This is a genomic window from Enterococcus sp. DIV2467a (assembly GCF_050532945.1).
Classification (GTDB): Bacteria; Bacillota; Bacilli; order Lactobacillales; family Enterococcaceae; genus Enterococcus; species Enterococcus faecalis.
In genome coordinates this window covers 434,011-447,115 of record NZ_CP172896.1, presented here as the reverse complement: position 1 = coordinate 447,115, position 13,105 = coordinate 434,011, and the positions used below count along the sequence as shown (strand labels likewise).

General features: G+C 37.6%; 15 protein-coding genes. 3 read left to right on the top strand and 12 right to left on the bottom strand.

Annotated elements, in window-relative coordinates; genetic code table 11:
- Nucleotides 1-36: 36 nt before the first annotated feature.
- Nucleotides 37-813: a peptidase C39 family protein gene (locus tag IGL80_RS02095; protein ID WP_002355000.1), complete on the bottom strand. Its 777-nt coding sequence runs from the start codon at nt 811-813 to the stop codon at nt 37-39.
- A 216-nt stretch (nt 814-1,029) separates the two neighbouring features.
- Between IGL80_RS02095 and IGL80_RS02090 the strand changes: the two genes are divergently transcribed.
- Nucleotides 1,030-1,392 carry a hypothetical protein gene (locus IGL80_RS02090; protein WP_002354999.1) on the top strand — a complete coding sequence of 121 codons (363 nt, stop codon included), beginning with the start codon at nt 1,030-1,032 and terminating at the stop codon, nt 1,390-1,392.
- Between the two features lie 119 nt (nt 1,393-1,511).
- Here the strand turns inward: IGL80_RS02090 and thiT are convergent, their stop codons facing one another.
- From thiT to IGL80_RS02075, 3 genes are all read right to left on the bottom strand, one after another.
- Nucleotides 1,512-2,087, bottom strand: coding sequence for an energy-coupled thiamine transporter ThiT (thiT, locus tag IGL80_RS02085; protein WP_002354998.1), 576 nt, complete (start codon nt 2,085-2,087; stop codon nt 1,512-1,514).
- A gap of 162 nt (nt 2,088-2,249) precedes the next feature.
- Nucleotides 2,250-2,903: a PepSY domain-containing protein gene (locus IGL80_RS02080; RefSeq protein WP_002385242.1), complete on the bottom strand. Its 654-nt coding sequence runs from the start codon at nt 2,901-2,903 to the stop codon at nt 2,250-2,252.
- 77 nt (nt 2,904-2,980) lie between these two features.
- Nucleotides 2,981-3,766: a hypothetical protein gene (locus IGL80_RS02075; protein ID WP_002354996.1), complete on the bottom strand. Its 786-nt coding sequence runs from the start codon at nt 3,764-3,766 to the stop codon at nt 2,981-2,983.
- Nucleotides 3,767-3,999: 233 nt separating this feature from the next.
- Here IGL80_RS02075 and IGL80_RS02070 point away from each other — a divergent pair, with 233 nt between their 5' ends.
- Entirely contained in the window at nt 4,000-4,734 is a 735-nt protein-coding gene (locus IGL80_RS02070) for a class A sortase (RefSeq protein ID WP_002354994.1), read from the top strand.
- Between the two features lie 47 nt (nt 4,735-4,781).
- On the opposite strand, the gene IGL80_RS02065 is transcribed toward IGL80_RS02070, so the two are convergent.
- The 8 genes from IGL80_RS02065 to rpsO form a co-directional block, all read right to left on the bottom strand.
- The gene (locus tag IGL80_RS02065) at nt 4,782-5,012 is read right to left on the bottom strand and encodes a hypothetical protein (protein WP_002385239.1); all 231 of its coding nucleotides are present in this window, start codon (nt 5,010-5,012) and stop codon (nt 4,782-4,784) included.
- 88 nt (nt 5,013-5,100) lie between these two features.
- Nucleotides 5,101-5,571 (bottom strand): low molecular weight protein-tyrosine-phosphatase, encoded by a 471-nt coding sequence (locus IGL80_RS02060; RefSeq protein ID WP_002365336.1) that lies wholly within the window; start codon nt 5,569-5,571, stop codon nt 5,101-5,103.
- Nucleotides 5,572-5,611: 40 nt separating this feature from the next.
- A complete protein-coding gene (locus tag IGL80_RS02055; protein ID WP_002354991.1) occupies nt 5,612-6,181 on the bottom strand; it encodes a TetR/AcrR family transcriptional regulator in 570 nt (189 codons plus the stop codon).
- A gap of 177 nt (nt 6,182-6,358) precedes the next feature.
- A complete protein-coding gene (locus IGL80_RS02050; RefSeq protein ID WP_002404344.1) occupies nt 6,359-7,780 on the bottom strand; it encodes a CHAP domain-containing protein in 1,422 nt (473 codons plus the stop codon).
- Between the two features lie 331 nt (nt 7,781-8,111).
- Nucleotides 8,112-8,621 carry a rod shape-determining protein MreD gene (gene mreD / locus IGL80_RS02045; protein ID WP_002359075.1) on the bottom strand — a complete coding sequence of 170 codons (510 nt, stop codon included), beginning with the start codon at nt 8,619-8,621 and terminating at the stop codon, nt 8,112-8,114.
- Nucleotides 8,618-9,478: a rod shape-determining protein MreC gene (gene mreC / locus IGL80_RS02040; protein ID WP_002404345.1), complete on the bottom strand. Its 861-nt coding sequence runs from the start codon at nt 9,476-9,478 to the stop codon at nt 8,618-8,620. The genes mreD and mreC overlap by 4 nt, the downstream gene beginning before the upstream one ends.
- 181 nt (nt 9,479-9,659) lie before the next feature.
- On the bottom strand, nt 9,660-11,774 hold the full coding sequence (gene pnp / locus IGL80_RS02035; protein ID WP_002359073.1) for a polyribonucleotide nucleotidyltransferase: 2,115 nt from the start codon (nt 11,772-11,774) through the stop codon (nt 9,660-9,662).
- A gap of 186 nt (nt 11,775-11,960) precedes the next feature.
- Nucleotides 11,961-12,230 (bottom strand): 30S ribosomal protein S15, encoded by a 270-nt coding sequence (gene rpsO, locus IGL80_RS02030; RefSeq protein WP_002354983.1) that lies wholly within the window; start codon nt 12,228-12,230, stop codon nt 11,961-11,963.
- Nucleotides 12,231-12,509: 279 nt separating this feature from the next.
- Between rpsO and def the strand changes: the two genes are divergently transcribed.
- Nucleotides 12,510-13,073 (top strand): peptide deformylase, encoded by a 564-nt coding sequence (gene def / locus IGL80_RS02025; RefSeq protein WP_002354981.1) that lies wholly within the window; start codon nt 12,510-12,512, stop codon nt 13,071-13,073.
- Nucleotides 13,074-13,105: the final 32 nt, after the last annotated feature.

Below are 13,105 nucleotides of genomic sequence, written 5' to 3'. Positions count from 1 at the left end.
AGGGTACTGCCTGTTGTTCCACACCTTTTCTTATTCCTAATAAAATGCCCAGAAGTTTAACGCTTCATTCATCACTTCTTCGGCTGTAAATGTCCGTTTTGAATGGCCCTTTTCTTCTGAATCGTTTGGATCATTAATCCAGAAATCGCCTTTTTCATCCACACCACTCATCACCATAATGTGACCAGTTGTAGTGAAATAGCCCGGTTTTACAGAAATAATGACTGGATGACCTTCCTTCAAGAAAGCTGCCACTGTTTCAATATCCCCAATTTCTTGACAGTTATAGCCTTTCATTTCAGCATATGCACTAAAAATAGACCACGCCGTTCCTTGCCCTTCCATAAAGAAGTCATTTTTTGCCCAAGCTAACACATCCAGAGGGGTAACTTCTTGGTGATCCATGTATGAACCAACCATCGCAAGCGACACAATCGCACAGCCATTAATTTCGATTGTATTCGGCTTATCCACATTGCCAAATCCGTATGCGGTGTCTTTCCATTTAGCATCTGTCTGCAATTCTAACGGCAAATCCAGATGTCCATTATATTGCTTCTTTTCAATTTCTTGATTGACCTGTTGTCCATAGCTTAAAGGTTTGACTTTTTTCTCAATTTTAACTGGTGCTGGTTCTTTTGTTTTACTTGATTCAGCACTAGCTTTGACATATGAATCATCAAACCAACTTGAAAACCCACCTGATTTCATCGGCGAAAACTGCGCTAACAACCCGCCAAAGCCAAACGATACCAACAACACCGTGAGAACTTTTTTTTGGTAACCTGATGGTTTTTTTGACATACTATTCATCCTTTTCTATCTATTGACTACATCCGATAATCTTATGTATTTCTTATATGCTCACACATTATACTACTTTCTTTTTCGAAAAACAGAAACGTTGGTAAATTCTCATAATTATTGAAGGCGAACATATTTTCTTGAATTTTATCACAAAATTAGGTAAAATACAGGTAATTAGTCATTTGAGTTTTATTCTATTTTATTCGTAAAGGAGGCAGAAGAATGGATCAACATAAAGCTACCATCAAGAGCATTTCTAAACTGATTACGCTCTCTTCCCAACATTTCTTTTCGGCATTTTTAGAAGATTCTCAAGATCAAAAGAATAAAGAAAAGGAACGCAGTGCGCTTTTACAAGAGCTCCAAGTCGCTGCCGCCCAAAAATCCTTAGTGGTCTTACAATTGAAAGAAGTCCCTACAGCGCATAAATTCGAAACGGTGATCGGCTGGATTGTCTCAAAAAATATTTCGGACAATATCGTCGTTCGTTTACAAACGGATGAACAACAGTTGCGCATGATTCCTGTTGCTTCTGTCATGAAAGTCAGCACGTTAGCTAATCGTCACCAACGTCAAATTCACTAGAATATTGAAGTCTTTATAAAATAAATGGAAACCACCAACCCTGGCGATTGCAGGTTGGTGGTTTCTTTTATTTATGACTTTAGTCAAAATCCCATGAAACTTCTGACTTAGGACTCAACTTATTTCTTAGGAACAAATAATTGCGGTGCTACTTTTGCCAATAAGCCTAGAACTAGACTTACATATAAACAATTGACGACGGTACTTGTACCGTTTAGAACAAAGGAATAGAGATATGGGCTCATTCCTTCTGGTGCATACATGCCCCAAACCAATACACCCGCCCAAAAATGCCAAAACCAGCGGGCGAAGACTGCGACAACACTTCCTAAAATAATCGTACGAATGGCTGATTTTAAACGATTCGCTTGAAAATACAGTTGAATTTTTCTAGCGAATACGCCACCCATTCCTCCAAACGCAAAAGCAAAGGGATATTCAAAAATAATCTGCGGAACGGACAAGAAATTTTTCATGGCTGTACCGAGAATAATATTTAACATGCCCCAAACAAAGCCTGCTGCAACTCCAGGAAGCAACCCACGACGAAACGAATAAAGAACTAATGGGACCATTCCCAACGATAGGTCCAAGCCACTATTGGCAAATTCAATCGGTAAAAAAGAGAGGGCCATTGCCATTGCTGCGACGACTGTTCCTTCTACCCAAATACGTAAATCCATTTTTCTAGCCAAACAAATTTCCTCCTATGTTCTGACGCTCTCAACCACTAATACATCGTTATTTTACCATAGGGACTTTAGAAAAACACGTTTGTCGAACAAGCAAAAAAATAGCTGATCAGCATTTAAGGGAATCAACTCCTACTCAAACGCATGCCAGCTACTTTTTATCCATTAATCGTCCCGCTCAGTTGTCAAAATTTTACCAGAATGAGCATCGATTTTTACCTCTATTTTTTGTTGGCCCTCTTTCACTTTCACTTCCCAATAGGTGATTCCTAATTCTTTCTCTAACTTCCAATCTGTTGCCTGGCCGACTTTCGCTTCTTTTTCAGCCAAGGTTGTGGCTTGTTCTCTGGAAATGATATTTGTTAAATCAAGTGCCTCTTCTTGCATTTTAACGCCATTTTGTTCATCGGCATCCAAGGTTTCAACTTTTTCTTTTGTGAATTCGCCTGTTTCTGCGTTCACTTCAACTTGATATTCTTTTTGCTGATCCACGCCTTCTATTTCATAAAAATAACGGCCAAAATCTGTATCTAACTGCAGACTTGTTATTTTAGCTTCTGGATATTTTTTCTCAAATGCTGTCGTTACTTTTTCTAAAGAGACAGCTACCGCACTTGTCTTCTCTGATGTCGTCGTTGCTTCTTGTTGTACGGATGAACTTGTTTCAGTAGTTGATATTACTGTTTCTTTTTGTTCATTTGTTGATGAAACAGCTGTAGGTGTTTTGGATGTACAGCCAGCTACCAAAAAGAGTGCCAAGCCAGTCATAGAGCCATAGAGTATTTTTTTCATTAAACAACCTTCTTTCCTTTTTATCATTTTATTATACTTGATTTCTCATCCAAATCATAGCTACAAAAAAAAGCCCTACTTTAGTTGATAAAGTTAGAGCTCTCTCAGCCTTCATGGGCCAACATAAAAATTTCACCGAAATCATTCTCTTGTTCAATGTGCCAAATGCGTTTTTCACTATTATAGACAAGCGTTGCCAAAATTTCTTCTTTTTGGTAAGAGGTATTTTTCATCTTGCTAAGTGAATCTTCCACCAAGTAAATAGGAATCCGATATTCTTCTTTATCCACTTCCGTTTGTTGGAAGCAAAAAATAACACCTTCTTGCAAGATACCTTTCATATTTTTAAGTAATTCAGGACTTAATTTTTCGACAGGCGTATTTCGTTTAAAGAAGGCCTTTTTCTGGTTGACTTTCTCTAAAACAACACGTGTAATTTTATCAGCAAAGATTCGATAAAATTCATCAATATAACGATAATAGACACGCGTCATCTGATCTGCAAATTCAAAAAAGACAAAATCATTTTGTAGCTTATAAAAGAAAGGCGAATGCAAACTATTCTTCATGTGTCCAAAATAAAGAAGTTCCGAAATTTCTAATGGCGTTAGCTCTTTTAGCATCGTCACATCGGAAAAGTCAATCCATTTAATTTCTTCAGTCATCCAACGACGTTGTAGCGATTGAAAATAGCGATTGACGCTTTCTTCTCCGCGAATAATTTTCAAGCCTGAATGCATATCGTATTCGCCAGCTTCGGCAGAAGGATCTAATAATAGTAAGTTCTGTGGATGATGCACAATTGAACGAACAAAATCGGAATGGGTAATTCCTTTAGATAAAACCGCGTTGCTGGTTACATCTATATGTACATAAATTAAATCAAGCAAATTCCCATCTCCCCTCTACTAACCTCCTTACCATTTTACAATATTTTCAAAAGAAAAGCTTGTTTCTTTTACTTTAAAATTCCATTACAAAATGAGGATTTTTTTGAAAAATCAATCGATTCAGTTGTTTTTTATTAAATCAAGGTCCGGCCAGCTTACCTATTCCCCAAAGAAAATAAATAGGTTTTTCAAATAAATTGTGGTAAACTTGATACATTAAAAGGAGGGAGAATATGCGCCCAAAAGAGAAAAAAAGAGGAAAAAATTGGTTAATCAACAGTTTATTAGTTTTACTATTTATCATTGGCTTAGCCTTAATTTTTAACAATCAGATACGTAGTTGGGTGGTTCAACAAAATAGCCGCTCGTACGCCGTTAGCAAGTTGAAACCAGCTGATGTGAAGAAAAATATGGCTCGTGAAACAACGTTTGACTTTGATTCAGTTGAGTCCTTGAGCACAGAAGCGGTGATGAAAGCCCAATTTGAAAACAAAAACTTACCTGTGATTGGTGCCATTGCGATACCAAGTGTCGAAATTAATTTGCCCATTTTTAAAGGATTGTCCAATGTCGCTTTATTAACTGGTGCCGGGACCATGAAAGAAGATCAAGTCATGGGGAAAAACAATTATGCCTTGGCTAGTCATCGAACGGAAGATGGCGTTTCCTTATTTTCACCTTTAGAAAGAACCAAAAAAGACGAACTCATTTATATCACTGATTTATCTACTGTTTATACATACAAAATAACTTCTGTAGAAAAAATCGAACCAACCCGTGTTGAGTTAATTGATGACGTTCCTGGTCAAAATATGATTACCTTAATTACCTGTGGCGATTTGCAAGCAACGACGCGAATTGCTGTTCAAGGAACATTAGCAGCAACGACGCCTATTAAAGACGCCAACGACGATATGTTAAAGGCTTTCCAATTGGAGCAAAAAACCTTAGCCGATTGGGTGGCTTAATAAAAAAATCCTTGAAAAGTTTTGACACTTTTCAAGGATTTTTTGCTTTATTTCATCACTTGGCGTTCTTGCTGTTTCAGACGAGCAAAACCATAACGAATACCTGCAAATAATAAAACTAACGGAGATAAGAAAACAGAGATCATTAACCATTCACTTGTATACATACTACTAAAAGATAAATGATACGTGACAGCATACACTAGCGGCAGACTCATTATCAACAATAAATAATACAAACTCAATTCAAAAACATAGGATAAATAACTACTGTTCATCTTACTTCCCTCCTGTCTCTTTTTCCCTGAACAATTTGTTAACACTATTGTACCAAGGGGAAACAGAAAGTACTATCGGACTATAGTCCTAATCTTTCAGCTGTGCTTTTATTTTTTTCAACCATTCTGAGGTACCTGCTTCCACTAAGCGGTAAGTTTCCTCAAAATCACCAGTATAATAAGGATCAGGTACGTCCATGGTTTCTTTACCAACCACAACTTCCATAAATAAATGAATCCGCCGTTGCTCTTCTTGAGGAGCTAATGCTTTTAAATCGGCCACATTATTCGCATCCATCCCAATGATATAGTCATATTTTTTAAAATCACTTGGCTGGATTTGTGTCGCCCGCATTCCTTGATAGGAAATTCCTTGTTGCTCCAAAATTTTTCTGGTTCCCTTATGTGGCTGACTGCCAACTTCCCAGTGACTAGTAGCTGCTGAAAATACTTGAATAGTCGATTCTAAACCGGCTTGTTGGACTTTCTGACGAAAAATCGCTTCTGCCATTGGCGAGCGACAAATATTGCCTAAACAAACAAATAACACAGTTACCACAACGTTTCACTCCTTCATAAGACTTTTTATCCTTCACACATTACTCATTGGCTTCTTGTTCATACAAATGATAAGCCATAAATTCTGTATCTTTCGCTAAACGGAATAATTGCGTCGCCATTTCCAAAGGAGTCTGAGGATATTCCTCAAGAATCCATTTCGTTAAGACGCCGCTACATCCATAGGAAAAGAAATTCGCATAAAATTGTTTGTCTTTATCTGTTAAATGGTTCTCAACATCGACTTGTTCAAATAATGAAATAAATAAGCGATTGGTCGAAGCGGAAAAAACATTAAGAAGAACTTCTGAATCTGAGGTCACCGTTGTATAGTAGAAATGGCTCTTCTCTTTAATCGCTTTTAATAACTTCAGGGCTTGTTCCTCCCAGTTTTCCAAACAAATATCTGTTTCCAAGTAAATCAATGCATCGTGACGATAAATCCAACGTAATAAATCATATTTATCTGTAAAGTGATAATAAAATGTTTGACGATTCAAGCCCACTTTTTTGGTAATATCTTGGACACTTATTTTACGAAAATCCTTTTGTTCACATAATTCTATTAAAGCTGAAGCGATTGCTTGTTTTGTATCGTGCGTTCCGCTCATGCTGATTCCTCCGCTCCTAATATGTATATACCTCTATAATTGCAAAAAAACGGCCAGATTACAATATTTTCAGATACATTTTATGCATATATTTAAAATTAAATGAATAAAAAAAGCGGCAACTAACGATTTTTGTTAGTTACCACTCCTTGTTATCAATTATTAATAGATGACTATTTAGCCTGGAAAACGCCATACAACAGCGCGGAATCCTGCTGGTGGTGCTGGTGACCAGTTAGAGTTAGAAGAAACATAACCAGAACCTCCTGGGTTGTTTGCTTCAACGATTTGGACACTTCCACCACTTACACCTGTAACTAAAACAGTATGCACGCCACCAATCCAGCTATCTGGACTATAGGCACTTTCATATTGAACAACATCGCCTGGTTGCACGTTACTCCAGCTAACTTGTGTTGCGCCAGAAGCAACATAGCCACTGTTTGGACCACCATAACCGAAGTTAATACCGCCTGCCGCTAACCAGCGACGAACAGATACTAAACATTCACCTGGTTGATTCCAACCTGTTGCATAAGAATTACCAACATCTGCTAAAGCTGCATTAATTGCGGCTTGTTTTCCTGAAGTCACGCCACCATTCCCTGGTCTTGCTTCATTACCTTTTTCAGGAGTCGTTGGGTTAGTTACAGGAACTTCTTTTTCTTTTTCAGGTGCTGCTGCCACAGGTGTTGTTACAACACTTTCTGTTTCAGTACTTGAAGTTGTTGTTTCTTGCGTTGTGGTACTTTCAGTAGTTGTTGATGATTCTACTACTGGTGTTGCGGCTTTTTCTTCAGCGGCTGATGCTGCTGCCTCATTAGCTGCTTTTGTTGCTTGCGCTTGCTCTGCTGCCGCTTTTTGTGCTGCGGCTTGTGCTTGCGCTGCCGCTTGTTCTTCTGCTTTTTTAGCAGCTGCACGTTGGCGTGCTTGTTCTTCTGCTAAACGTTTTTCCGCTTCTTTTTTCTGTTTAATGAAGCCGTCTTTTTTCCCTTGTTCTTCAGAACGTTGTGCTTCTAAATCATTTTTAGCCACTTCTTGTTGAATCTTTAATGTTTTTAATGATTCTGTTTTATCATTTAATTCTTTTGTTGCTGCTTCTAATTCAGCAATTTGTTTTTCAACATTCTTTGTTTTCTTTTCAACAGTCGCTTTGTCTTCTTTTTGTTGTTCTAGTAATTCATTATTGGCGCTCATCATTGTTGAGACCGCTTGAACGCGACCAATTGCATCTGCTACTGAATCTGCATCTAAGACAGCATCAATAATTGAATCACTTTGACCATTCACTTGGACATCGCGTGCTTGTTTTGTCATTTGTACTTCACGTTTTTGAATACGGACATTCAAATCAGAAATTTCACTATATAATTTAGATACTTCTGATGATAGCTTGTTCTTTTTAGCTGTTAATGTATCGATTTGTTTGGCCGTTTCAACCATATCATTTTCAATCGCGGCAACTTTTGCTTCTGCATCTGACATTTGGCTAGTTAACGCATTAATTTTTTGATCTTGTTGTTGAATCTTTGTATCGTATTCATCTGCAAATGCTGCGGATGGTAACGCTACGCTTGTTAAGGTAATGGAACATACCATTAGAGCCGATAATACACTTTTCTTCAATCTGTTGTCCTCCGAAAATCCTTTTTTGTTAAGCTTTTTTATTATTTATTAAAATTTGAATAAATTTCTCTTTTTCAACGATAGAGCAATTGTAGCATAGCTGTATGTCACTGAGATAATATGGATGTTACAGTAATATTTCAATTTTCTTCTTGTAAATGACAAAAAAAAGCTTCACTTTTTTCACAACTTTCTTCAAGGCTCCAGGGTAAGCTTCTCATCGTTTTGTTATTTAAAGAAAATAAAAAAAGCGAAAAACGCTAACAAATGAGCATTTTTCGCAAACGAACAAAATTTTCAATTTTTATTTTACGGAAAACAGTTTTTTCAGCGGATAAGATAAAATAACATACCACACCATGTTCAATAGCAATGTAGGGCCCAACACACGTGTAATAAATAAAATCGGGCTGACATCCGCTAAATGAAAGGCTACTTGAATCAGTACCGCAATCAGTTCATACAACGTAGTAAAAATAACGATCCCAAAAAAACCAGTTAGTAAATTTGTTTGAATTACTTCTTTAAATGTATACATCAACATAACCGAAATCGTCAGTGCAACTGTATAAATCCCGATAATGCCAATGTAGTAGCTATCGCAAATAAAGCCTAAAATTAACGAAGTAATTAATAAATAACGTTTAGAAAAATTAGGAACGGCAAACATAAACGCAAGTAATAGCAGATGAGAACTGGCGAAGTAAACATTACTTGTCCACGTTTCAAAAGACTTTGTTAAATGAGCATCAATTAACATTAAGAAAAACAAGAGAATAGGTGTGACGTATTTTAAATACTCTTTCCGAATCATTCGCTTTCCCCTGCCGATCTTTTCACGACCGTCACAACGGAGATACCATAGACATCCGCATAAGGTTTCACATAGACTTCACGATCTAAACCAAAACTATCTGGTTTCACTTTAATAACTGTTCCTACCGCTAAATCGGCTGGTGAATTACCACCTAAGCCAGAAGTCTGAACGACATCGCCTTCTTTCAGAGTAGCATCGCCAGTTAATTGTGACACAATTAATGCATTCGTCTTATTGTCGTAATTTTTAAGTAAACCAAACGATTCGCCACTTGCGGAAGTTACTCGCACAGGGAAATGGTTCGAGTTAACATTTTTAGACGTTAGTAGTTCCACTTTTGCAGTCGTTGCATTGACTTCAATAACACGCCCCACTAACCCTTTTTGCGCCATGACCGCCATGCCCGCTTCAATGCCGTCATTGGTTCCTTTATCGATAATTAATAAGTCTTGCCAAGTATCAGGCGAACGCGTAATGACATTCGCAGTTACTTTTTCATAGTTGGCCAACGTTTCGTTCAGATTCAATTCTTGTTTTAAACTATCAATTTCACGTTTATAGTTATTGTTTTGGACAGCTAATTCATTATAGCTATCAATTTTTTCTTTTAGACGTTCGTTTTCTTTAAACGTGTTAATTAAATTGCCCATTGAAGACAAGCCGTTTTCCACCACACGAGCTGGAAAAGAAATCACACGATCCACCATACTAACGCTATTATTGACGCCACCTTGAACGACATTGGTTTTGCCTTTTTCAGAACGTTGCGCAGCAGTTAAACTAATAATGGTTACTAAAATAATGACTAAAATTAAGGTAATGATTATATTTTTATTTGGATTAAATTTTTTCACAAAGACACCCCAGATATTCTTCAGACTGATAGTATTAATTTTACCACTAATTGACTATAAACAAAAGAGTTGGCGATCGTCTTTAGCTTTTTTTATCATTTCTTTTTTAGGGCTTGTTTTCAACGAAAAAACCAACGAAAAGAAAGGAAGCTTCCTTGGTTTTCGTTGGTTTAAAAAGAAATTATTTTTCTTTGTTTTCTTCGTTTAATAATGCTTTTCTTGACACGTTGACACGGCCTTGTTTGTCAATTTCAGTTACTTTGACAAGGACTTCGTCGCCTAATTTCACGACATCTTCAACGTTGTTCACACGTTCGTTTGCTAATTGAGAAATATGGATCAAGCCATCTTTGCCTTTAATTAGGTTAACAAACGCACCAAATTTTTCAATGCGGACAACTTTTGCTAAGTAAACTTGACCGACTTCAACTTCTTTGGTTAATTCTTCAATAATCTTGATGGCTTTTTTAATCATTTCAGCATCTGATGAAGCAATACTTACGTTACCGTCTTGATCGATATCAATCTTAACGCCGGTTTCATCAATAATGCTGTTGATTGTTTCGCCACCTTTACCAATGACATCTTTAATTTTCGCTGGTTTAATTTGAATTATTTCAATTTTCGGTGCATATTGACTTAATTCTTCACGAGGAGCAGCAATCGTTGTTGTTAATTCTTCTAGAATTTCCATCCGTGCTTTCTTCGCTTGGTCTAATGCTTCCGTTAAAATTTGTTCTGTAATTCCTTGGATTTTGATGTCCATTTGTAAAGCAGTGATTCCGTCTTTCGTTCCTGCTACTTTAAAGTCCATATCGCCAAGGTGGTCTTCTAAACCTTGAATATCTGTTAAGATTGTATAGTTTTCGCCATCACTAACAAGACCCATTGCAATACCTGCAACTGGCGCTTTAATTGGCACACCCGCATCCATTAATGCTAATGTTCCCGCGCAAATACTTGCTTGTGAAGAAGAACCATTTGATTCTAACACTTCTGCTACTAAGCGGATTGTGTAAGGGAAGTCTTCTTCTGATGGAATAATTTGTGCTAAGGCACGTTCACCTAACGCACCGTGACCGATTTCACGACGACCTGGTGAGCCCGCGCGTCCTGTTGAACCAACAGAGAATTGTGGGAAGTTATAATGATGGATGAAACGTTTGCTATCTTGGACACCCAACCCATCGATAATTTGATGTTCCCCTAAAGGCGCTAATGTACAAACGGACAAAGCTTGTGTTTGACCCCGAGTAAATAAGCCAGAACCATGCACACGTGGTAAAATACTTACTTCTGATGATAAATGACGAATTTCGTCTAATTTACGGCCATCCGGGCGAATCTTATCGATCGTAATTAACTCACGTACGACATCTTTTTCAAGATCTTCCGCAATTTGTTTCACTTCTTTTAGTAATTGCGCTTCTTCTTCGTGTTCCGCAAATTTTTCAGCGTAAACTTCTTTGACTGTATCTTTTACTTTGTCAATTTCAACTTCACGTGCTAATTTTTCTTCCGTCATTACGGCTGTTTTCATTGTATTGTAGTATGCATCAAAAATTTCTTTTTTAAGATCAGCGTCCACTTGTAATAAGTCCACGTCCATTTTTGGTTTACCTACAGCGGCAACAATTTCTTCTTGGAACGCCACTAGTTCTTTAATGGCATCAAAACCGAAAAGTAAGGCACCTAACATATCTTCTTCTGATACTTCTTTGGCACCACTTTCAACCATGTTGATGGCTTCTTTTGTTCCAGCAACAGTTAATTCAATATCTGTTTGTTCCGCTTGTTCTACCGTTGGATTTAAAACATATTCGCCATTAATACGGCCAACGTCAACACCAGCAATTGGTCCATCAAACGGAATATCTGAAATTGCTAACGCTAAGGAAGACCCAAACATTGCAGCCATTTCTGGTGTACAGTCTTGCTCCACACTCATAACGATGTTCGTAATTTGGACTTCGTTACGGAAGCCTTCTGAGAACATTGGACGAATAGGACGGTCGATTAAACGAGCGGTTAATGTCGCACGTTCACTTGGACGACCTTCACGTTTAATGAAGCCGCCAGGAATTTTTCCTACCGCATACATTTTTTCTTCATAGTTTACAGTTAATGGGAAAAAGTCTACATCTTTTGCTTCTTTAGAGGCAACAGCAGCACTTAAAACGACCGTATCGCCGTAACGTACTAAGACAGCTCCATTGGCTTGTTTGGCTAATTGGCCGATTTCTACTTCTAGTGGGCGGCCGCCCCAAGTTGTTTTAAAGACTTGTTTTTCTGTCATAATTCTTCTCCTTTACTCTTGCTCTTTGGAAAAGTCAGACGGCTACTAAACAAATGAAAAAGTAACAAGTCGTTGCTGCTCTTTCATTTGGTTAGTAGTTCCTAAAAACTTTCCAAAGAGGACCTTCAATAGTGACAATAAGATAAAAAGCGAGATTCTGATTGAACCTCGCTTTATACGTAATGATTAACGACGTAATCCTAAACGTTGGATCAATTCGCGGTAACGTTGGATGTCAGTTTTACGTAAGTAAGCTAACAAGTTACGACGGTGACCGATTTTTTTCATTAAACCACGGTAAGAATGGTGATCTTTTTTGTGTGTACGCGCATGTTCGTTCAATTGGTTAATGTCTTCAGTTAAGACAGCAATTTGTACTTCTGGAGAACCAGTATCTCCTTCATGACGTGCGTATTCTTTAATGATTTCGTTTTTTCTTTCTTGTGAAATTGCCATTCGTTCCACCTCTTTCTCTATTATTCGTCTGATCACTGAGTGAAGCGTTGGTGACTCGCTAAACCAAGTGATAGATGGTGTGTTTCCACACAAGCTTACTTTACAGGAAACACCGCTAAAATGCAAGCTTAATCTCTATTATTCGATAGTTTTTTTAAACAATCTAGCCCCTTTTTTGGTGATTTTGTGATACACTAAATGGTGGTAAACAACTGATTATTTCAGCGCATGAATAAATAAAAGAAGAATTTTTTTATGTTTCAAAGGAGGAACCATTGAATGATTACAATGAAAGATATTATTCGTGAAGGGAATCCCACACTTCGTGCTGTGGCAGAAGAAGTGCCTGTCCCTATCACTGAGGAAGACCGACAATTAGGCGAAGACATGTTGACTTTCTTAAAAAATAGTCAAGATCCAGTCAAAGCCGAAGAATTACAATTACGTGGTGGCGTTGGTTTAGCTGCACCACAATTAGATATTTCTAAACGAATTATTGCTGTCCATGTTCCTAGTAACGACCCAGAAAACGAAACGCCTTCATTAAGTACGGTGATGTACAACCCTAAAATTTTGAGCCATTCTGTGCAAGATGTATGTTTAGGTGAAGGGGAAGGCTGTTTATCTGTCGATCGGGATGTGCCTGGGTATGTCGTTCGCCATAACAAAATTACCGTCAGTTATTTTGACATGGCTGGCGAAAAACACAAAGTTCGTTTAAAAAACTACGAAGCGATTGTGGTTCAACATGAAATTGATCATATTAATGGCATTATGTTCTACGATCATATTAACAAAGAAAATCCATTTGCTTTAAAAGAGGGCGTTTTAGTCATCGAATAAAGAAAAAAACTGCGCCGTTTGTCTGAAAACAA

Bases quoted from the DNA above. Each gene is read 5' to 3' on its own strand.
- IGL80_RS02070 (WP_002354994.1), top strand. From the start codon at position 4,000: ATGCGCCCAAAAGAGAAAAAAAGAGGAAAAAATTGGTTAATCAACAGT.
- IGL80_RS02095 (WP_002355000.1), bottom strand. From the start codon at position 813: ATGAATAGTATGTCAAAAAAACCATCAGGTTACCAAAAAAAAGTTCTC.
- def (WP_002354981.1), top strand. From the start codon at position 12,510: ATGATTACAATGAAAGATATTATTCGTGAAGGGAATCCCACACTTCGT.
- IGL80_RS02090 (WP_002354999.1), top strand. From the start codon at position 1,030: ATGGATCAACATAAAGCTACCATCAAGAGCATTTCTAAACTGATTACG.
- IGL80_RS02080 (WP_002385242.1), bottom strand. From the start codon at position 2,903: ATGATAAAAAGGAAAGAAGGTTGTTTAATGAAAAAAATACTCTATGGC.
- IGL80_RS02065 (WP_002385239.1), bottom strand. From the start codon at position 5,012: ATGAACAGTAGTTATTTATCCTATGTTTTTGAATTGAGTTTGTATTAT.
- pnp (WP_002359073.1), bottom strand. From the start codon at position 11,774: ATGACAGAAAAACAAGTCTTTAAAACAACTTGGGGCGGCCGCCCACTA.
- rpsO (WP_002354983.1), bottom strand. From the start codon at position 12,230: ATGGCAATTTCACAAGAAAGAAAAAACGAAATCATTAAAGAATACGCA.
- IGL80_RS02050 (WP_002404344.1), bottom strand. From the start codon at position 7,780: ATGGTATGTTCCATTACCTTAACAAGCGTAGCGTTACCATCCGCAGCA.
- IGL80_RS02055 (WP_002354991.1), bottom strand. From the start codon at position 6,181: ATGAGCGGAACGCACGATACAAAACAAGCAATCGCTTCAGCTTTAATA.
- mreD (WP_002359075.1), bottom strand. From the start codon at position 8,621: ATGATTCGGAAAGAGTATTTAAAATACGTCACACCTATTCTCTTGTTT.